Annotated in this window: 17 protein-coding genes; 8 read left to right on the top strand and 9 right to left on the bottom strand. The window is 75.4% G+C overall.

Annotation, left to right across the window (positions count from 1 at the left end; all coding sequences use genetic code 11):
* Positions 1-55 precede the first annotated feature (55 nt).
* Positions 56-433: an RNA-binding S4 domain-containing protein gene (locus FA014_RS10220; RefSeq protein WP_154729595.1), complete on the top strand. Its 378-nt coding sequence runs from the start codon at positions 56-58 to the stop codon at positions 431-433.
* Positions 434-536: 103 nt separating this feature from the next.
* Here the strand turns inward: FA014_RS10220 and FA014_RS10225 are convergent, their stop codons facing one another.
* Positions 537-1,427 (bottom strand): DUF72 domain-containing protein, encoded by an 891-nt coding sequence (locus tag FA014_RS10225; protein ID WP_154729584.1) that lies wholly within the window; start codon positions 1,425-1,427, stop codon positions 537-539.
* A 125-nt stretch (positions 1,428-1,552) separates the two neighbouring features.
* On the opposite strand from FA014_RS10225, the gene FA014_RS10230 reads away from it, so the two are divergent.
* Both FA014_RS10230 and FA014_RS10235 read left to right on the top strand, forming a co-directional pair.
* A complete protein-coding gene (locus tag FA014_RS10230) occupies positions 1,553-3,016 on the top strand; it encodes an MFS transporter (protein ID WP_230323038.1) in 1,464 nt (487 codons plus the stop codon).
* Complete coding sequence (locus FA014_RS10235; protein WP_154729585.1) at positions 3,013-3,981, top strand: alpha/beta hydrolase; 969 nt, start codon at positions 3,013-3,015, stop codon at positions 3,979-3,981. The genes FA014_RS10230 and FA014_RS10235 overlap by 4 nt, the downstream gene beginning before the upstream one ends.
* 11 nt (positions 3,982-3,992) lie before the next feature.
* On the opposite strand, the gene FA014_RS10240 is transcribed toward FA014_RS10235, so the two are convergent.
* Positions 3,993-4,589: a TetR/AcrR family transcriptional regulator gene (locus FA014_RS10240; protein ID WP_230323039.1), complete on the bottom strand. Its 597-nt coding sequence runs from the start codon at positions 4,587-4,589 to the stop codon at positions 3,993-3,995.
* Positions 4,590-4,685: 96 nt separating this feature from the next.
* Here FA014_RS10240 and FA014_RS10245 point away from each other — a divergent pair, with 96 nt between their 5' ends.
* From FA014_RS10245 to mtnN, 4 genes are all read left to right on the top strand, one after another.
* A complete protein-coding gene (locus FA014_RS10245) occupies positions 4,686-5,519 on the top strand; it encodes an alpha/beta fold hydrolase (protein WP_154729587.1) in 834 nt (277 codons plus the stop codon).
* A gap of 63 nt (positions 5,520-5,582) precedes the next feature.
* Positions 5,583-6,569, top strand: coding sequence for a DNA-3-methyladenine glycosylase family protein (locus FA014_RS10250; protein ID WP_230323040.1), 987 nt, complete (start codon positions 5,583-5,585; stop codon positions 6,567-6,569).
* Between the two features lie 158 nt (positions 6,570-6,727).
* Positions 6,728-7,180 carry an S-ribosylhomocysteine lyase gene (locus tag FA014_RS10255; RefSeq protein WP_154729598.1) on the top strand — a complete coding sequence of 151 codons (453 nt, stop codon included), beginning with the start codon at positions 6,728-6,730 and terminating at the stop codon, positions 7,178-7,180.
* Complete coding sequence (mtnN, locus tag FA014_RS10260; protein WP_230323041.1) at positions 7,177-7,923, top strand: 5'-methylthioadenosine/S-adenosylhomocysteine nucleosidase; 747 nt, start codon at positions 7,177-7,179, stop codon at positions 7,921-7,923. The genes FA014_RS10255 and mtnN overlap by 4 nt, the downstream gene beginning before the upstream one ends.
* Before the next feature lie 38 nt (positions 7,924-7,961).
* On the opposite strand, the gene FA014_RS10265 is transcribed toward mtnN, so the two are convergent.
* From FA014_RS10265 to FA014_RS10285, 5 genes are all read right to left on the bottom strand, one after another.
* The gene (locus FA014_RS10265; RefSeq protein ID WP_195969241.1) at positions 7,962-9,563 is read right to left on the bottom strand and encodes a diguanylate cyclase domain-containing protein; all 1,602 of its coding nucleotides are present in this window, start codon (positions 9,561-9,563) and stop codon (positions 7,962-7,964) included.
* A gap of 128 nt (positions 9,564-9,691) precedes the next feature.
* The gene (locus tag FA014_RS10270; RefSeq protein ID WP_154729589.1) at positions 9,692-11,458 is read right to left on the bottom strand and encodes a glycoside hydrolase family 35 protein; all 1,767 of its coding nucleotides are present in this window, start codon (positions 11,456-11,458) and stop codon (positions 9,692-9,694) included.
* Between the two features lie 101 nt (positions 11,459-11,559).
* Positions 11,560-12,873: an ABC transporter substrate-binding protein gene (locus tag FA014_RS10275; protein WP_154729590.1), complete on the bottom strand. Its 1,314-nt coding sequence runs from the start codon at positions 12,871-12,873 to the stop codon at positions 11,560-11,562.
* Positions 12,874-12,950: 77 nt separating this feature from the next.
* On the bottom strand, positions 12,951-13,889 hold the full coding sequence (locus FA014_RS10280; protein ID WP_154729591.1) for a carbohydrate ABC transporter permease: 939 nt from the start codon (positions 13,887-13,889) through the stop codon (positions 12,951-12,953).
* A 5-nt stretch (positions 13,890-13,894) separates the two neighbouring features.
* Positions 13,895-14,824: a carbohydrate ABC transporter permease gene (locus FA014_RS10285; RefSeq protein WP_230323042.1), complete on the bottom strand. Its 930-nt coding sequence runs from the start codon at positions 14,822-14,824 to the stop codon at positions 13,895-13,897.
* A gap of 262 nt (positions 14,825-15,086) precedes the next feature.
* Between FA014_RS10285 and FA014_RS10290 the strand changes: the two genes are divergently transcribed.
* Positions 15,087-16,121 (top strand): LacI family DNA-binding transcriptional regulator, encoded by a 1,035-nt coding sequence (locus tag FA014_RS10290; protein ID WP_154729592.1) that lies wholly within the window; start codon positions 15,087-15,089, stop codon positions 16,119-16,121.
* 23 nt (positions 16,122-16,144) lie between these two features.
* Here the strand turns inward: FA014_RS10290 and FA014_RS10295 are convergent, their stop codons facing one another.
* Together FA014_RS10295 and FA014_RS10300 are read right to left on the bottom strand one after the other, a co-directional pair.
* Complete coding sequence (locus FA014_RS10295) at positions 16,145-17,074, bottom strand: universal stress protein (protein ID WP_195969242.1); 930 nt, start codon at positions 17,072-17,074, stop codon at positions 16,145-16,147.
* 115 nt (positions 17,075-17,189) lie between these two features.
* The coding region (locus tag FA014_RS10300) for a M15 family metallopeptidase (RefSeq protein WP_154729594.1) at positions 17,190-17,822 on the bottom strand (633 nt) is incomplete at its 5' end.

A 17,822-nucleotide genomic window follows, 5' to 3' on the forward strand; every position in this document is an offset into this window, starting at 1 on the left:
GGGGGCGGGCGCGGCGGGACCCGCTACGCCCGCGCCCGCGCCCGCCGCCAAGCCGCTGCCCGCCGGCCCGCCGTCCACCCGGGTCGACCGCTGGGTCTGGGCGGTCCGGCTCACCAAAACCCGCGCCGCGGCGGCGACCGCGTGCCGCGCCGGCCACGTGCGGGTCAACGGCGAGCGTGCGAAGCCGGCCACGTCGGTGAAGGTCGGCGACGAGGTCCGGGTCCGCGGGGAGGGACCCGAGCGGATCGTCGAGGTGGCGCACGTCCTGGAGCGCCGGGTCGGGCCGGAGCCCGCCGCCCGGTGCTACGCCGACCGCACGCCCGCTCCCCCGCCGCCGGAGCAGGTGGCGGTGGCGGCGCAGCGGGAGCGCGGTGCCGGCCGACCGACCAAGCGCGAGCGCCGCGAGATCGACCGCCTCCGCGGCCGCGGCTGACCCGCGCCGCCGCGAGTTCGCCGGTTCCGCGCGAGTTCGCCGGTTCCGCGGCGTCCCTGGGCGCGCAACCGGCGAACTCGGCCTTCCCGCGGGCGGTGGCGGGTCAGCCGCCGGCCAGGGGGCCCACGCCCAGGCGGGCCGCCAGGGCCATCGCGTCGACCGGGGCCCGCACCTTCGCGTCGTTGTCGAAGTAGACGTAGACGTCCCGGCCGGCCGGGGCGGGTGCCGCCGCCGGGCCGAGGCGGCGGGCGTCCTCCGGCTCGCCGCCCGCGGCCCAGGCCCGCACCCGCGCGGCCCACCGGTCGAGCGCCGGGTCGTCGTAGCCCGAGACGTACAGCTCGGAGTCGCCGTGCAGCCGGACGTAGACCACGTCCGACGTGACGTCCTCCAGGTACGGCCACCGCCCCGCGGTGTCGGCGACCACCAGGCCGATGCCGTGCTCCCGCAGCAGCGCCGGGAACTCCGGCGTCTCGAACGTCGCGTGCCGCACCTCCAGCACGTGCCGCAGCGGCCGGTCCGCGTCGGTCGTCGTCCAGGCCCGGTCGTCGAGCCGCTCGTCGTGCCGCCCGGCGAGCTCGGCGGCCGCGCCCGTCGTCCGGGGCAGCAGGTCGAAGAACCGGGCCAGCCGGTCCGGGTCGTACCCGAGGGTCGGCGGCAGCTGCCACAGCACGGGGCCGAGCGCCGGGCCGAGGGTGAGCACGCCGGAGGCGAAGAAGTTCGCCAGCGGCACCTCGACGTCGGCGAGCTTCTTCATGTGCGTGACGAACCGGCCGCCCTTGACGGAGAACACGAAGCCCTCCGGGACCTCCGCGCGCCACGCCTGGTACGACTCGGGCCGCTGCAGCGCGTAGAACGAGCCGTTGATCTCGATCGTCCCGAGGTGCCGGGAGGCGTGCTCGAGCTCGCGGCGCTGCGGCAGGCCCTGGGGGTAGAAGACCCCGCGCCACGGCGCGTACCGCCACCCCGAGATGCCGATGCGGACGGTCGAGGTCATGGCCGGACCGTAGGCAGGCGCCGCGCGCCCGGCAACCGCTCCGGACGGGTGACGCCGCTGCCCGCGTCGCCACGCGTTCAGCCGTTCGACACGCGCGGGACGCCCGATGACGGTATGTCTGGCGGGTGCACGCCGACCCCGCCCCGCTGCCGCCGACGCCGCCCGGTCCCCCGACGCCCGGACCCGCGGACCCCGGCCGCGCCGGCGCGGCCGGGCGCGTCGCCGTCCCGGGCTCGCGGGGGAGGATCGTCGCGTGGTCCCTGTGGGACTGGGGCTCCGCGGCGTTCAACGCCGTCATCACGACGTTCGTGTTCACCCGCTGGCTGACCAGCGACGCGTTCGTCGACCCGGCGGTGGTCGCCCAGGGCGGGGCCGCCCTGGACGCGGCGCTCGCGCGGCACTCCACCTGGCTGGGCTGGGGACTGACGGCCGCGGGCGTGCTGATCGCCCTGCTCGCCCCGCTGACCGGGACCCGCGCGGACGGCTCCGGGCGCCGGCGCCGCAACCTCGCGCTGCAGACCGCGATCACGGTGACCCTGTGCACGGCGATGGCCCTGGTCCGGCCGGAGCCGGGGTCGCTCACCGCGAACCTGCTGCTCGGCATCGCCCTGCTCGCCACCGCGAACGTCACGTTCGAGCTGGCGAGCGTGCACTACAACGCGCTGCTCCCCCGGGTGGCGACGCCGGCGACCCTGGGGCGGGTCAGCGGGCTCGGCTGGGGCGCGGGGTACCTGGGCGGCATCGTGCTGCTGCTCGTGCTGTTCGTCGGGTTCATCAACCCGGAGGTCGGCTGGTTCGGCGTGACGGCCGAGGACGGCGTGAACATCCGCGTGGCGGTCCTCGTCTCGGCGCTGTGGTTCGGCGCGTTCGCGATCCCGGTGCTGGTCGCGGTGCCGGACGACCCGGCGGGGTCCGCCGCGGCCGGGCGCCGGCCCGGGGTCGCCGAGGCGTACCGCCGGATCGTCGCCGACGTGCGCGACCTGTGGCGGACGTCCCGGGGCACGGTCTGGTTCCTGCTCGCGAGCGCCGTGTACCGCGACGGGCTCGCGGGCGTCTTCACGTTCGGGGCCGTGATCGCCTCCGGCACGTTTGGGTTCTCCGCGAGCGAGGTCGTGGTGTTCGCGATCGCCGCGAACGTCGTCGCCGGCGTCGCGACGCTCGCGGCCGGGGCGCTCGACGACCGCGTGGGACCGCGGGTGCTCATCGTCGTGTCGCTGGTCGGCCTCGTGGTCGCGGGCGTCGCCACGTTCGCCCTGGCCGGCGCGGGCACGTCGGCGTTCTGGGTGTGCGGGCTGCTGCTCTGCGTGTTCGTGGGCCCGGCGCAGTCCGCGAGCCGGTCGCTGCTCACGCGCCTGGCGCCGCCCGGGCGGGAGAGCCAGATCTTCGGCCTGTACGCGACGACCGGCCGCGCGGCGAGCTTCCTGGCGCCGTTCGCGTTCTCGACCGCCGTGGCGGTCGCCGGGTCCCAGCGGTGGGGCATCCTGGGGATCGTGCTCGTCATCGCGATCGGCCTGGCCGCGCTGCTGCCGCTGCACCTCGCCGCGGCCCGGCCCGGGGCGCCCTCGACGGCCGACCGGGGGCCCGCGTGACCGGCTGGCGGCCCGACCCGCTCGGCCCGGGCTGGGAGCAGCGCACGCTCGCGCTCTCGGCGGCGGACCCCGACCTGGTGGCGACCGTCGTCCGCCGCGCGCCGGACCCCGGCGCCGCGCCGGGCGGCAGCGCCGTCCTGCACGTGCACGGCTTCAACGACTACTTCTTCCAGACCCACCTGGCCGACGCGTTCGCGGCGGCCGGGCACACGTTCTACGCCCTCGACCTGCGCCGGTGCGGCCGGTCCTGGCGGGAGGGGCAGGTCCCGCACTACGTCGACGACCTCGCGGAGTACCGCGCCGACCTGGGCCTGGCCGCGCGGCTGCTGCGCGAGGAGCTCGGCCACGACCGGCTCACCGTGCACGGCCACTCGACGGGCGGGCTCACGGCGGCGCTGTGGGCGGACAGCCCCGGCGGCCGCGGCGCCGTGGACGCCCTGGTGCTGAACAGCCCGTGGTTCGACCTGAGCTCCCGGTGGTTCCACCGGGTGGTGTCGACCTGGGTGCTGGACAGCCTCGGGCCGGTCGACCGGATGCGGGTGCTCGCCGACGGGCCGTCCGCGTACTCGTGGCACCTGCACGCCGACAACGGCGGGCGCTGGACCTACGACCGGGCGCTCAAGCCGGCCGAGGGCTTCCCGGTGCGCGCGGGCTGGCTCCGCGCGGTGCGCCGGGGCCAGGCCCGGCTGGCGCGCGGGCTGCACATCGAGGTCCCGGTGCTGGTGTGCACCGCGGCCGGGTCCGGCCCGAACGCGCGGACCAACCCGCTGCTGGACGCCCAGGACACGGTGCTCGACGTGCAGCAGATCTGGTCCCGCGCGCCCCGGCTCGGGCCGGACGTGACCCTGGTGACCGTGCCGGGCGGGATCCACGACCTGGCGCTCTCGGCGGACGGGCCCCGCGCGGAGTACCTGCGCACCGTGACGGAGTTCCTCGCGCGGGTGCAGGGCGACCGCGCGGCCTGACGACGGCGGCCTCAGCCGCGCAGGCCCGCGGCGTCGATCAGCGTCGCCGCGGCGGCCCGCGCCTGGGTGGCCGCCTCGGCCGTGCCCGCGATCGCGGCGGTCGTCTGGGCGCCCTCGGCGAGGATCGCGAGCTGGGCCGCGAGCACGGGCGGCCCGCCGGCGTCGGCCACGAGGCCCGCGACGTAGTCCTGGAACGTCGCCTTGTGGGCGCGGACGATCTCGGCGACCTCGGGCGAGCACCCGCCGAGCTCGCCGAACGAGTTGATGAAGATGCAGCCGTGGAAGTCGGTCTCGCCGAACCAGGCGGCGAGGTGGTCGTACACGGCGAGCAGCCGCTCGCGGGGGGTCCCGGCGGCGTCGACGGCGGCGCGCACGCCGCGCTCCCACAGCGCGCTGCGCCGGCGCAGCACCTCCGCGACGACGGCGTCCTTGCCCCCGAACAGCGCGTACAGCCGCTTCATCGGGACGCCGGCCTCGGTGCGCAGCTCGTCCATGCCGACGGCCTGGATGCCGCGCCGGTAGTAGAGCCGGTCCGCCGCGGTCAGGACCCGCTCGCGGAGCTCGTCGTCGGACGGCGCCCGACGGGCCGTCCCCTGCACCTGGCTCATCGCCACCTCCCGGGGGTTGCGCGGAAAACGCTCGTTCTCTAGTGTAGGCGACATCGCGGAGAACGCCCGTTCTCCGCACCGACGAGAGGGCTGACCATGCCGTACATCACCGTGGGCACCGAGAACACCGCGTCGATCGACCTGTACTACGAGGACCACGGGACCGGGCAGCCGGTCGTCCTGATCCACGGCTACCCGCTCGACGGCCACTCGTGGGAGAAGCAGTCCGCCGCGCTCCTGGACGCCGGCTACCGCGTGATCACGTACGACCGCCGCGGCTTCGGGCAGTCGAGCCAGCCGACCACCGGCTACGACTACGACACGTTCGCGGCCGACCTCAAGACCGTGCTCGACACCCTCGACCTCCGCGACGCCGTCCTCGTCGGGTTCTCGATGGGCACCGGCGAGGTCGGCCGGTACCTCGGCACCTACGGCTCCGAGCGCGTGGCCAAGGCCGTGTTCCTGGCCTCGCTCGAGCCGTTCCTGCTGCAGACCGACGACAACCCCACCGGCGTCCCGCAGGAGGTCTTCGACGGCATCGTCCAGGCGGTGACGGCCGACCGGTACGCGTACTTCACCAGCTTCTACGCCGACTTCTACAACACGGACGAGAACCTGGGGTCCCGGCTGTCCGAGGAGGCGCTCCGGCACTCCTGGGACGTCGCGGCCGGCTCGTCCTGGTTCGCGTCCAGCGCGGTCGTGCCCGCCTGGCTGACCGACTTCCGGGGCGACCTGCCGAAGGTCGACGTGCCGACGCTGATCGTGCACGGCACCGCCGACCGGATCCTGCCGATCGACGCGACCGGCCGCCCGTTCCACGCCGCGCTGCCGCAGGCCGAGTACGTGGAGATCGAGGGCGCTCCGCACGGCATGCTCTGGACGCACGCCGCCGAGGTGACCGAGGTCCTGCTCGACTTCCTCGGGCGCTGACAGCACGCCGGACCGGAACCTGACCGGACGGGGCCTGTCGGCCCCGTCCGGCATGCTGGTGGCGTGCACCCGAGCCGTCCCGACCGCGCCGACGCCGCCCCGGCGCCCGGCGGCGGCACCGACGGCCCGCTGACCGGCACGTACGCCGCGGACGGCCCGCTGGACGTCCGGCTCACGCTCGTGCTCGTCCGCCGCGGCGGGCTCGACCCCGCCCTGCGGATCGAGCGCGACGGCACCGTGTGGCACGCGCAGCGCACGGCCGACGGGCCCGCGACGCTGCACCTGCGCCCCGGGCCGGGCGGCGTCGCCGCGACGGCGTGGGGCCCCGGCGCCGCGCGGGCGCTCGCCGGGCTGCCGGACCTGCTCGGGGCGCGCGACGACCCGCGCACCTTCGACCCGGCCGGCCACCTCGGGCTGGCCGCGGCGCACCACCGGCTGCGCGGCCTGCGCATCCCCCGCACCGGCGACGTCCTCGGAGCGCTGGTCCCGGCCGTGCTGGAGCAGCGCGTCGTCACGGTCGACGCCCACCACGCGTGGCGCTGGCTGCTGCTCCGGCACGGCGAGGTCCCGCCGGGGCCCGCGCCCGCGGGCATGCGGGTGCCGCCGGACGCGCTCGGCTGGCGCCGGGTCCCGGTGTGGGACTGGCGCCGGGCCGGCGTCGACGACCAGCGGTCCTCGACGATCCTGCGGGCCGCGGCGGTCGCGCGCCGGCTGCAGGAGGTGCTGGACGTCGCGCCCGACGCCCCCGGCGCCGCCGCGGAGGTGCGCCGCCGGCTCGCGACCGTGCCCGGGGTCGGCGTGTGGACCGTCGCGGAGACGACCCGCCGGGCGCTCGGCGACGCGGACGCGGTGTCCGTGGGCGACCTGCACCTGCCGCGGCTCGTGGGGCCCGCGATCGCGGGCCGCCGCGTCGAGCAGGAGGAGGTCCTCGACGTGCTCGCGCCGTGGGCCCCGCACCGGGGGCGGGTGGTGCGGCTCCTGGAGCTGACGGACCGGTCGCGCGCCCCGCGCACCGGGCCGCGGCCCCGGCGCGCCGTCCGCCCCGCCTGACGCGCCGTCCGCCCGCGTGGCACCCGGCGCGGCGCCCCCGGTCCCCCGGACACCTCCGTCCGGCCCCCGTGCCCGGAATACCGCGGGCCGGTCGGCCGCTGCACAATGATCTCGTCCGACCGAGCCACCCTCGAGGGAGTCCCGTGAACCAGCCCCGCATGAACGTCGAGTCGTTCAACCTCGACCACCGGACGGTCGCCGCGCCGTACATCCGGCTGGCCGACAAGAAGGCGCTCCCCGCGGGCGACGTGATCAGCAAGTACGACATCCGGTTCGCGCAGCCCAACAAGGCGCACCTGGAGATGCCGGTCGTGCACTCGCTCGAGCACCTGTTCGCCGAGCACTCCCGCAACCACAGCGACCGGGTGATCGACTTCTCCCCCATGGGCTGCCAGACCGGGTTCTACCTGATCCTGCAGGGCGAGTGGGCCGACGAGGAGGTCCAGGACCTGGTCGCCGAGACGCTCGAGGACATCACCACGGCGGGCGAGGTGCCCGCCGCCAACGAGGTGCAGTGCGGCTGGGGCGCCAACCACACCCTCGAGGGCGCTCAGGGCGCGGCGCGGGAGTTCCTCGCGCACCGCGCCGAGTGGAGCCAGGTGACCGCGTGATCGCGACGAGCGCCCTGGCGGGCGTCGACGTCGTCGTCTCGGTCGCCATGCCGGACGAGGCCGCCCCGTTCCTGGAGCGGGCGGACGCGGTCGGCGACGCCGCCACGGTCGGCGGCGCGGAGCACCACGTGCTCACCGTCGGCGGCCGCGACCTGCTGCTCGTCCGGTCGGGCATCGGCCTGGCGAACGCCGCCTCGGCCGCGTCCGCGGCGCTGGTGCTGGTCGCGGCGGCCCGCGGCGGCGCGGCGCCCGCGGCCCTGGTCAGCGCCGGCAGCGCGGGCGGCGTCCAGGCGGGCGTGCACGTCGGCGACGTCGTCGTCGGCACCGAGCACGTCTACACGAACGCGGACGCGCGGGCGTTCGGCTACGCCCTGGGTCAGGTGCCGGGCATGCCGGCGACGTACCACGGCGACGGCGCGCTGCGCGGGTCGGCCCTCGGCGCCGACGCCGGCGACCTCACGGTGCGGGCCGGCCTGATGCTGTCGAGCGACGCGTTCGTCGACGCGACCCTCGTCGGCCCGGTGCGCGAGCAGTTCCCCGGCGGCCTGTCGACCGACATGGAGACCACCGCGCTGGCGCAGGTCGCGCACGTCTACGGCGTGCCGTTCCTGGCGGTGCGCGGCATCTCGGACCTGTGCGGCCCGGCCGGTGCCGACGACTTCCTCACGCACGTGGACGACGCCGCGGACCGCTCCGCCGCCGTGGTGCTGGGCATGCTCGCCCGGGTGGGCGCCACCGCCTGACGACGACGACCGGCGCGCCGGGGACACGAGGATCCGCCTCAGCCCCCGGCGCGCCGGCCGCCCTCGTCCGCGGCACCACCGCCCGCGGCACCGCGGTCGCCCGCGCGCCGGCCGCCCGCGGGACCGCGGCGCGCGCCGCCCCGCCCCGGCCGGCCCGCGCCCAGCTTCGCGTCGTACATCACCTGGTCCGCGTCGTGCAGCAGCTTCTCCGTGGTGTGCGCCCGGCCCGCCGACGCCGCGCCGACGCTGGCGCTCACCCGCGCCCACGCGCCGCCGACCGGGACCGAGACCTGACCCATCTCCTGCACCGCCGCGACCGCGCGGCGCACGGCGGCCGGCGTGCCGGTGAGCAGCACCGCGAACTCGTCGCCGCCCAGCCGCGCGACCGCGCCCGTCGGCGGCACGAGCTCGCGCAGCCGGTCGGCGACCGCCACGAGCACCCGGTCGCCCACGGCGTGCCCGAAGCTGTCGTTCACGGCCTTGAAGTCGTCCAGGTCGACGTACAGGACCGCGACGCCGCGGCGCCCGTCCACCCGGCCGGCCAGCGCCTCGTCCACCAGCCGGTGGAAGTGCGCGCGGTTCACCAGCCCGGTGAGCGCGTCGTGGTCGACCATGTGCGCCAGGCGCTCCTCGAGCGTCTTCTCCTGGCTGACGTCGACCAGCACGCCGTGCAGCCGCGGCCGCCCGTCGCTGTCCCGCCGCAGCACGGCGTCGTCGCGCACCCAGACGTCGTAGCCGTCGCGGTGCCGCAGCCGGTAGGTGATGGACGGCAGCTGGCCGCCCACGCCGAGGCCCTCGCGCAGGGCCTCCTCGTGGGTGCGCATCGCGCGGTCGGACGGGTGGATGGCGCGCGACCACTCCCCCGGGTCGTCCAGCCACTCCTGGGGCGAGCGCCCCAGCATCCACTCGAGCCGGGGGCTCACGTACTCGAACCGGCCGCCGGGCCCGGGCTCGGCGATGTACACGACCGCGGGCACGTGCTCGACGAGCAGCCGGTAGTGCAGCTCCGCGGCGGCGAGCTCGTCGGCCAGCCGCTTGCGCTCGGTGATGTCCTGGACCATCCCGATCGCGTAGTCCGGCCGCCCGTCGGCGTCCCGGACCAGCGACACCGTCAGGTCCACCCACAGCGTGCTGCCGTCCTTGCGGACGAACCGCTTCTGCATCGCGAAGCCGTCGTTGCCGCTCTCGCCGTCGACCATCGCGCGGAACAGCCGGTCGTTCTCCGCCTGGTCCTCGGGGACGGTGTAGTCCGCGAACGGCATCGCCGCGAACTCCTCGGTCGAGTAGCCGAGCAGCTGGCGCAGGGTGTCGTTGGTGAGCGGCGTGCGGCCGTCGAGCTGGACCAGGCCGATGCCGACGGGGGCCGCCTCGATCAGCGTCTCGAGCTGGCGGAGCCGGTGGGCCTGCCGGGCGGCGAGGGCGGCCAGCTCCTCGGGGGCGGGCCCGTCGCCGGGCTCGACGCGGCGCCGGCGGCGCGGCAGGCCCGGGACGCGTCCGGCGCCCTCGGCGGCCGACGCGGGCGAGCGCGGCGTGAGCCCGTCGAGGGGGAAGGTGCCGTCGCGGGTCAGCGCCGCCAGGGCCCCGCGCAGCACCCGGGCGCCCTCGGCGGCCTCCCACTCCTGCGACCCTGCGCCGTCCACGTCCCGATCCCTCGCTGTTGCACGTGCCGCCCCGGCGAGCATGCCGGGGACCTGCACGTGTCATCGGCGTCCTCGCAGGTCATCTGAGGGGCCGACCGGGTGGACCGCGGTGGCGGGCGGGTGACTTCTCAGACCTCCGAGGAGCCGAGGTCGGGCCCCGCGGCGAACGCCACCCGCGCCGCGGCGGCGCCGTGCAGCTCGAGGACGACGACCTCGTTGCGCTCCGCGCGCAGCAGGGGCCCGGGCACGTAGAGCGTCGCGGTCGGGCCCGCGCTCCAGTACCGCCCCAGCAGGAAGCCGTTGACCCAGACCAGGCCCTTGCCCCAGCCGTCGGTGCGCAGGAAGTGGTCGGCGCCCTCGACGGTGTCGAAGGTGCCGCGGAGGAACGCCGGGCCGGCCACCGGGGCCGCGGGGTCGGTGGCGGGCGCGGCGTCCAGGAGCGCGGCCAGCCCCGGCTCCACGCCGTCCAGCCGCAGCGGCGTCACCGACCAGTCCGTCAGCTCCCGGGCCGCGGTGCGCGCGGGCCCGACGAGACCCTTCGGCTCGCCGATCCGCGGCCCGTAGTTGACCCGTCCCTGGTCCTCGACGAGCAGCGTGAGCTCGCCGTCCCGGGCGGGCAGCGCGAGGGTCCGGCTGTGCTCGGTCCGGCTCAGCACGCCGACCGGCTCGCCGTCCAGCGCCACCAGCGCGCGGTCGCGGACCTCGTCGAGGGTGAGCACCCGGTCCTCGGCCGTGACCCGCGTGCGGTACAGCGTGAAGCCGGACCAGTGGCCGAGCTCGTCGGTCGTGGGCAGGTGGTCCAGGTCCCGCGGCTCGCCGAGCGCCGGCAGCGCGTCGGCGAGGGGGACGCGGCGGTCGAGGTCGACGGCGAGCTCCGGCGCGGGCGTGCGCGGCGCCGGGACCTCGTCGGGCACCGGGGCGTGCCGCGCGATGACGTCGCGCATCGCGAAGTACTTGGGGGTCGGCGACCCGTCCTCGGCGAGCGGGGCGTCGTAGTCGTAGGAGGTCGTGATCGGCAGGTAGGTGCCCTTGTCGTTGGCCCCGCTGGTGAAGCCGAAGTTCGTGCCGCCGTGGAACATGTAGAGGTTGACCGATGCACCCGCCGCGAGCAGGTCGTCCAGGTCCTGCGCGTTCACCTCGGCCGGCGCGACGTGGTGGTGCTGCCCCCACGAGTCGAACCAGCCGTTCCAGAACTCCATGCACATGAGCGGGCCGGTCGGCTGGTGCCGGCGGAGCAGCGCGAGCCGCTCGGTGGCGCGCGCGCCGAAGGTCGCGGTGCGGTGCAGCTCCGGGACGCTGCCCCGGGTCTGCATGGCGTCGTCGGCCTGGTCGCAGCTCAGCAGCGGGACCTCGATGCCCCGCTCCCGGTTCATCTTGATGAGCGCCCGCAGGTACTCCTGGTCGTCGCCGTAGGCGCCGTACTCGTTCTCCACCTGCACGGCGATCACCGACCCGCCCCGGGTGACCTGGCGCTCGGCGACCAGGGGCAGCAGCTGGTCGTAGTACTCCTCGATCGCGGCGAGGTAGCGCGGCTCGTGCCGCCGCACGCCCACGTCCGGGTCGGCGAGCAGCCAGCCCGGCAGCCCGCCGCCGTCCCACTCGGCGCAGATGTACGGCCCGGGCCGCACGATCGCGTGCATCCCCTCCGCGGCGACCAGGTCGAGGAACCGGCCGAGGTCGCGCGGGCCGTCGAGGTCGAACCGGCCGCGCTCGGGGGCGTGCACGTTCCACGCGACGTACGTCTCGATGGTGTTGAGACCCATCAGCCGGGCCTTGCGGATGCGGTCGGCCCACAGCCCGGGGTGCACCCGGAAGTAGTGCAGGGCGCCGGAGATCACCTGGTGCGGGCGGCCGTCGAGGAGGAAGTCGGTGTCGCCGATCTCGAACGTGGGCATGGCGGGGTCGTGCTCCCGGGTCTCGGTGGGGTGCGCGCCGGCGCTGCTCCAGCCCGGCGGGGGCGGGCCGGCGGCGGGTCCCCGCCGCCGGCCCACCGGCGTCACTTCGCGGTGAAGCCCTGCTCGTTGCCGTAGTCGACGGACTGCTGCTGCCAGTCCGCGAGGCCCTCGGTCAGGGTGGTGGAGCCGACGTACGCCTGGCCCACCGTGTCGTTGAAGATGCTGTTCGCGTACACCTGGTACGGCAGGTACTGCCAGCCCTCGACGACGTCGGCCGCGGACTGCGAGAGCACCTCGTTGATCTTCTGGCCGCCGAAGTAGTCGGACTCCTTGTTCAGGAACTCGTCCGACTCCAGGTCGGCCGTCGTGGCCGGGAAGCCGCCGGCGTCGATGCGGATCTTGGTGCCGTCACCGTTCGACAGGTAGGTCAGGAAGTCGTAGGCGAGCTCCTTGTTCGGGCTCGCCTCCGTGATCGAGAGCGCCGACCCGCCGTTCTCGGACGACGCGGTCTGGCCCGCCTCCCACTGCGGGAGCGGCGCGACGCGCCACTGGCCCGCCGACTGGGTGACGCTGGCCTCGAGGTTGCCGGGCATCCAGGCGCCGATGGCGAGCGAGGCGATCGTGCCGTTGCCCAGGCCCTGGTACCACTCGTCGCTCCACGAGGAGGTCGGCGCGACCAGGTCCTCGTCGAGCAGCTGCTGCCACATCTCGGCGAACTTGGTGGACCCCTCGTCCGTGAAGTCGATCGTCACGTCGGTGCCGTCGACCTGGTACGGGTGGCCGCCGGCCTGCCAGATCATCGACGTCGCGAAGCCCGCGTCGCCGGTGTCGTTGGTGATGTACACGTTCGGGTCGGCGGCGTGCAGCGCCCGCGCGGCGGCGAGGTACTCGTCCCAGGTGGTCGGCACCTGCACGCCGTACTTCTCGAACACCGTGGTGTTGTAGAACAGCGCCATCGGACCCGAGTCCATCGGGAGGCCGTAGATGCCGTCGCCCTGGTGCACCGCGCTCCACGGGCCGGGGCTGTAGGTGCCGTCGAGGTCGTCGGCGCCGAGCTCGGTCAGGTCGGCCAGCGCCTCGCCGATCGCGAACTGGGGCACCGCGTAGTACTCGATCTGCGCGAGGTCCGGCACGCCGGAGCCCGCGGCGACGGCGTTCTGCAGCGCCGTGTACTCGTCGGTGTTGGTGCCGGCGTTCACGACGTCGATCGTGACGTCGGGGTGCTCGTCCATGTACGCGTCGGCGATGGGCTCGACCGTGTTGTCCCAGGCCCAGACGGTCAGGGAGCCACCGTCGGCGGCGTCGGAGCCGGACCCGGAACCGGAGTCGCCACCGGAGGAGCAGGCGGTCAGGGCCAGGGCCAGCGCGCCGGCGACGGCTGCGCCGCGCCAGAGCCGGGAGGGGGTGGTGGTCATGCGGGGTCCTCTCACTTCGTTGTCAGAACGGGACGGACGGGGACGGGCGCGGACGCCCGGGCGCGGTCGGGCGCCGGTCACTCCTTGACGGAGCCGGCGGACAGGCCGGACTGCCAGAACCGCTGCAGCAGTAGGAACGCGGCGATCAGCGGGACGATCGTGAGCAGCGCGCCCGTGAGCACGAGGTTGAAGATCGCCTGCCCGCCCGCGGTGGCGGCCTGCGCGTTCCACGCGTTCAGCCCGAGCGTCAGCGGGTACCAGTCGGGGTTCTTCAGCATGATCAGCGGCAGGAAGTAGTTGTTCCAGGTCGCGACCATCGTGAACAGCAGCACCGTGACGATGCCGGGACCGAGCAGGGGCAGGCAGATGCGGCCGAACGTCCGCAGCTCCCCCGCGCCGTCCATGCGCGCCGCCTCCAGCAGCTCCGTGGGGATGGCCTCGGCGGCGAACGTCCACATCAGGTACAGGCCGAACGGCGAGATCAGCGACGGGATGATCACCGACCACGGCGTGTTCGTCAGACCCATCTGGCTGAACATCAGGAAGGTCGGCACGGCCAGCGCGGTGCCGGGCACGGCCACCGCGCCGATCACGATCGCGAACACCGCGCGCTTGCCCGGGAACGAGAACTTGGCGAGGCCGTAGCCGCCGAGCACCGCCAGGGCCGTGGCGCCGCCGGCGCCGACGACCACGTACAGCAGCGTGTTGCCGAGCCAGCGCAGGAAGATGCCGTCGTCGTAGGTCAGCGTGTCCGCGATGTTGGAGAACAGGGCGAAGTCGCCGCTGAACCACAGGCCGAACGAGTCGAACAGGTCGGACTGGGTCTTGCTGGCGTTGATCACGAGCCACGCGAGCGGGATCAGCGCGTAGATCCCGACGACCGCGGTGAGCACCGTCAGCAGCACGCTGCGGCGCGGCTTGTCGGCGCTGCGCCGCCGGCGGGGCGTGCGCAGCCGCGGGCCGGCGGGGCGGGACGTCCTGGCCGGCGCGGGGGCCGGGGCGGAGGTGGTGGTCATCGGGCTCACGCCTCCTTGCGCATGCCGCGCAGCTGGACGACGTAGGCGACGATCATCGTGAGGACGCCCATGATGATCGCGACGGTCGCCGAGTAGTTGTACTGCTGGCCCGAGAAGGACAGCGAGTAGGCGTACAGGTTCGGGGTGAAGGACGTGGTGATCGCGTTCGGCGCGAGGCTCTGCAGGATGCTCGGCTCGTTGAACAGCTGGAAGCTGCCGATGATCGAGAAGATCGTCGCGATGACGAGGGCCCCCCGGATCGCCGGGATCTTGATGGCCCGGACGACCTGCCACTGGCTGGCGCCGTCGAGCTCCGCGGCCTCGTACAGCGAGGCCGGGACCACCCGGAGCGCCGAGTAGAAGATCAGCATGTTGTAGCCGACGAAGCTCCAGGTGACGATGTTGCCGATCGAGGCCAGCACCAGGTCCGGGGACAGCGGGTTCGGCAGCTGCACGCCGAGCAGGTCGTTGAGGTTGCCGACCAGGCCGAACCGGGTCCCGTACATGAAGCCCCACATCAGCGCGGCGACCACGGCGGGGACGGCGTAGGGCAGGAAGATCGAGATCCGGAAGAAGCTCTTGCCGTACAGCCGGCCGCTGTCGATCGCCAGGGCCACCAGCAGCGCCAGGCCGAGCATGATCGGCACCTGGACCACCAGGAACGCGCCGACGCGGCCGACCGCCGACCAGAACTGCGGGTCGGTGAACGCCCGCTGGTAGTTCTCCAGCCCGACGAACGAGTTGCCGCCCACCAGCTGCTTGCGGAACAGGCTGAGGTAGATCGAGTACGCGATCGGGGCGAGGAACACCAGGGCGAACACGGCCATGAACGGGCCGACGAAGCCCCAGCCGGCCCACCGGCCGCGTCGCGTGCGCCGGCGGCCGGCGGCGCGGGGCGTCGCCGTCGCAGGCACCGGGACGTTCTGGGTCGTCACTGCGAGCCACTCCTTCGGGGGTCGGGGCGCCGCGCGATGTTGACGTCAACATCTCCGCGGCGGGCGCCACGCTGCCACGCGGTCGGGAACCGTGTCAACACCGGGTGCCGTCGCGGATGGCGACGTCACCATCCGCGCGCCCACGCGGATCGCCGCGACGGCGGCCCGCCGGGGCCCGCAAGCGCCGCCGGGCGGCCGCACGACCCGCGAGCCGTCCGTCGGACCTCGGATGTTGACGTCACCATGCCGCTATCATCACCGCATGACTGACACCGTCCCGGCGCCGGGCCGCGGCCGCGCCGGCCCGTCGATCGCCGACGTCGCCCAGCTGGCCGGCGTCTCGTCCCAGACGGTGTCCCGCGTGTCGACCGGTGCCGACAACGTGCGACCGGCCACCCGCGACCGCGTCCTCGCCGCGATGGAGCAGCTGGGCTACTCCCCCAACCACGCCGCGCGCGCCCTGCGCTACGGGAGCTTCGGCACCATCGGCGTCATCGCCCACCGGCTCGCGCGCACCGGCGAGTCCCGCACGGTCGAGGCCGTCGTCGAGGCCGCGCGCGCCGAGGGCTACACGGTGAGCCTGGTCGACGTCCAGAGCCCCTCGTCGGACGACGTGACCGCCGCCGCCGCGCGGCTGTCGCACCAGTCGATCGACGGCCTGATCATCATCCGGGCGGAGACCGCCACCCCCGCGAGCCTGGCCGTTCCGCCGCGCATGCCCGTCGTCGTCTCGGACTCCCGGTTCGTCGGCCACCACCCCGCGGTCGCCGCGGACCAGGTGACCGGGACGCACCTCGCGGTGCAGCACCTGCTCGACCTCGGCCACCGCACCGTGCACCACCTCGCCGGGCCGGCGGACTCCGCCCCCGCCGAGATCCGCGTCGACACCTGGCGGGAGCACCTCGTGGGCTCCGCGCGCGAGGTGCCGGCCGTGGTGCGCGGCGACTGGAGCGCCCGGTCCGGCTACGAGCAGGGCCGCCTGCTCGCCGCCGACCCCGACGTCACGGCGGTGTTCTGCGCCAACGACGAGATGGCCGCCGGGCTCGTGCGGGCGCTCTACGAGCACGGCCGCCGGGTGCCGGACGACATCTCGGTCGTCGGGTTCGACGACATCCCGCTCACGGAGTTCCTCTGGCCCCCGCTCACGACCGTGCAGCAGGACTTCCACCTGATCGGCAGCCGGCTCGTCGACCTCCTGCTCCGGCAGATCCGGGACCACGAGACGCTGACCGACTCGCGGATCGTCGTGCCGACCCGGCTGGTGGTGCGCGCGAGCACCGCGCCGCCGCGGGGCTGAGCCGCGCGCGACGCGGGCGCGCGTCAGGCCGACGCGGTCGCGCGCTCCGGCCGCGGCGGGTCCTGCTCCGGCACCGCCTCCGCGCCGCGGGTGACCAGCACCGGGCACTCGGCGCGCTGCACGACCGGGCGGCTGGTCGACCCGAGCACCAGGCTCGCGAGCCCGCCGCGGCCCCGGGTGCCGACCACCAGCAGGCTCGCGTGCCGCGAGCGCCGCACCAGCGCCTGCGCGGGCCGGCCCTCCGCCAGGTCGAACGTCACCTCGACGTCCCGCCGCGAGGCCGCCCAGGACCGGGCGCGCTCCAGCACCCGCTCCGCCTCCTCCAGCGCCACCTCCGCGGGCGTGCGCTGCGGGTACGTCAGGGCCCAGTACGCGGGGCCGGCCGTCTCGACCGCGACGGTCCACGCCGTCACGACGCTCACGCCGGTGCCGAGGTGCGTCGCCTGCTCGCAGGCCGCCTCGAGCGCGCGGAACGACTCCGGCGACCCGTCGAACCCCACGAGCACCGGGTCCCGGCCCGCCCCCGCGCGCGTCGTGGCCGGCACGACGACCACCGGGCAGCGCGCCCGGTGCAGCACACCGGTCGCGGCCGAGCCCACCAGCGCGTTGACCAGGCCCGCGCCACGCCGGCCCACCACGATCATCCGCGCGTCCGCGGCCTCGTCCACCAGCACCCGCGCCGGCGGCCCGTGCCGGACCACCGCCCGGACGTCGGCGGCCGGCTCGGCCTCGGCGGCGATGCGCGCGCCCTCGTCCGCGACCTGGCGCACCTGCGCCTGGACCTCGCGACCGAGCCAGGACTCCCCGGCTCCGCCGCCCTCCTGGCCCGCGAAGCCCCAGACGTGCACCACGTCCAGCGCCCAGCCGCGGGTCGCTGCCTGGGTGGCGGCCCACCGGACCGCCGCGATCGACTCGGCCGACGTGTCGTAGCCGACGACCACCCTGTCGTCCATCTCCCGCACCTCCGTCCACGAAGGGGACACCTCCACCATGCGCCTCGCGGCGCCGCCCGCGCCAGGCCCTAGGTCCCTGGCGCGCCTCCGGCCGGCCCGGTGGCCGGACGGGCGGTCACCGGCCGGTGGTGGAGAAGTGCTGGTAGTCGACGGGCGACGACCAGTCCCCGCCCCACCGCCAGCCGTGCGCGGCGAACGCCCGCACCACCGCGTCGCCCGCGTGCACCACCCCCGGCGCGTCGGGCCGGTCCGCGAACGGCACGCCCTCCGGCGGCAGGACCAGCGACCCGCGCACGTACGGGTTCTCGACCGGGTTCAGGTCGATCGCCCGGCCGTACGCGTGCTCGGACCAGCCGGTGCCCCGGCTGATCGGCCGGCAGTTGAACGCCGACGTGTTGTCGGCGGCCATCGAGGCGTCGTCGCTGCCGCCGAAGTCGTCCACCAGCCGCATCGAGCGGATCGGGTAGCCCAGCGCGAACAGCTCGCCGAACACGGCGACGACGCTGTCGGCGACGTCGGCGTGCACGACGAGCTCGCCGGTGGCGGCGCCCCCGCCGACGTCCCGGTAGGTGACCGTGACGTGGCGCAGGTCGGCCAGCGGGACCGGGCAGCCGGGCCGCCAGGAGGAGGACATCCGGGCGGCGAGCTCCGGGGTGATCGGCCCGACCGTGCCCGCGTAGCCGAGCGCGTAGGCGTCGGCGGCCACGGCGCCGTGGTCGGCCCAGGCGGCGTCGGGGGCGAGCACGGC

It is taken from the genome of Cellulomonas hominis (assembly GCF_005239125.1).
GTDB lineage: Bacteria > Actinomycetota > Actinomycetes > Actinomycetales > Cellulomonadaceae > Cellulomonas > Cellulomonas hominis_A.

What these genes read in the sequence shown, in the direction of transcription:
- FA014_RS10225 (WP_154729584.1), bottom strand. Translation starts at nt 1,427, where the DNA reads ATGACCTCGACCGTCCGCATCGGCATCTCGGGGTGGCGGTACGCGCCG.
- FA014_RS10240 (WP_230323039.1), bottom strand. Translation starts at nt 4,589, where the DNA reads ATGAGCCAGGTGCAGGGGACGGCCCGTCGGGCGCCGTCCGACGACGAG.
- FA014_RS10245 (WP_154729587.1), top strand. Translation starts at nt 4,686, where the DNA reads ATGCCGTACATCACCGTGGGCACCGAGAACACCGCGTCGATCGACCTG.
- FA014_RS10255 (WP_154729598.1), top strand. Translation starts at nt 6,728, where the DNA reads ATGAACGTCGAGTCGTTCAACCTCGACCACCGGACGGTCGCCGCGCCG.
- FA014_RS10270 (WP_154729589.1), bottom strand. Translation starts at nt 11,458, where the DNA reads ATGCCCACGTTCGAGATCGGCGACACCGACTTCCTCCTCGACGGCCGC.
- FA014_RS10275 (WP_154729590.1), bottom strand. Translation starts at nt 12,873, where the DNA reads ATGACCACCACCCCCTCCCGGCTCTGGCGCGGCGCAGCCGTCGCCGGC.
- FA014_RS10280 (WP_154729591.1), bottom strand. Translation starts at nt 13,889, where the DNA reads ATGACCACCACCTCCGCCCCGGCCCCCGCGCCGGCCAGGACGTCCCGC.
- FA014_RS10290 (WP_154729592.1), top strand. Translation starts at nt 15,087, where the DNA reads ATGACTGACACCGTCCCGGCGCCGGGCCGCGGCCGCGCCGGCCCGTCG.
- FA014_RS10295 (WP_195969242.1), bottom strand. Translation starts at nt 17,074, where the DNA reads ATGGACGACAGGGTGGTCGTCGGCTACGACACGTCGGCCGAGTCGATC.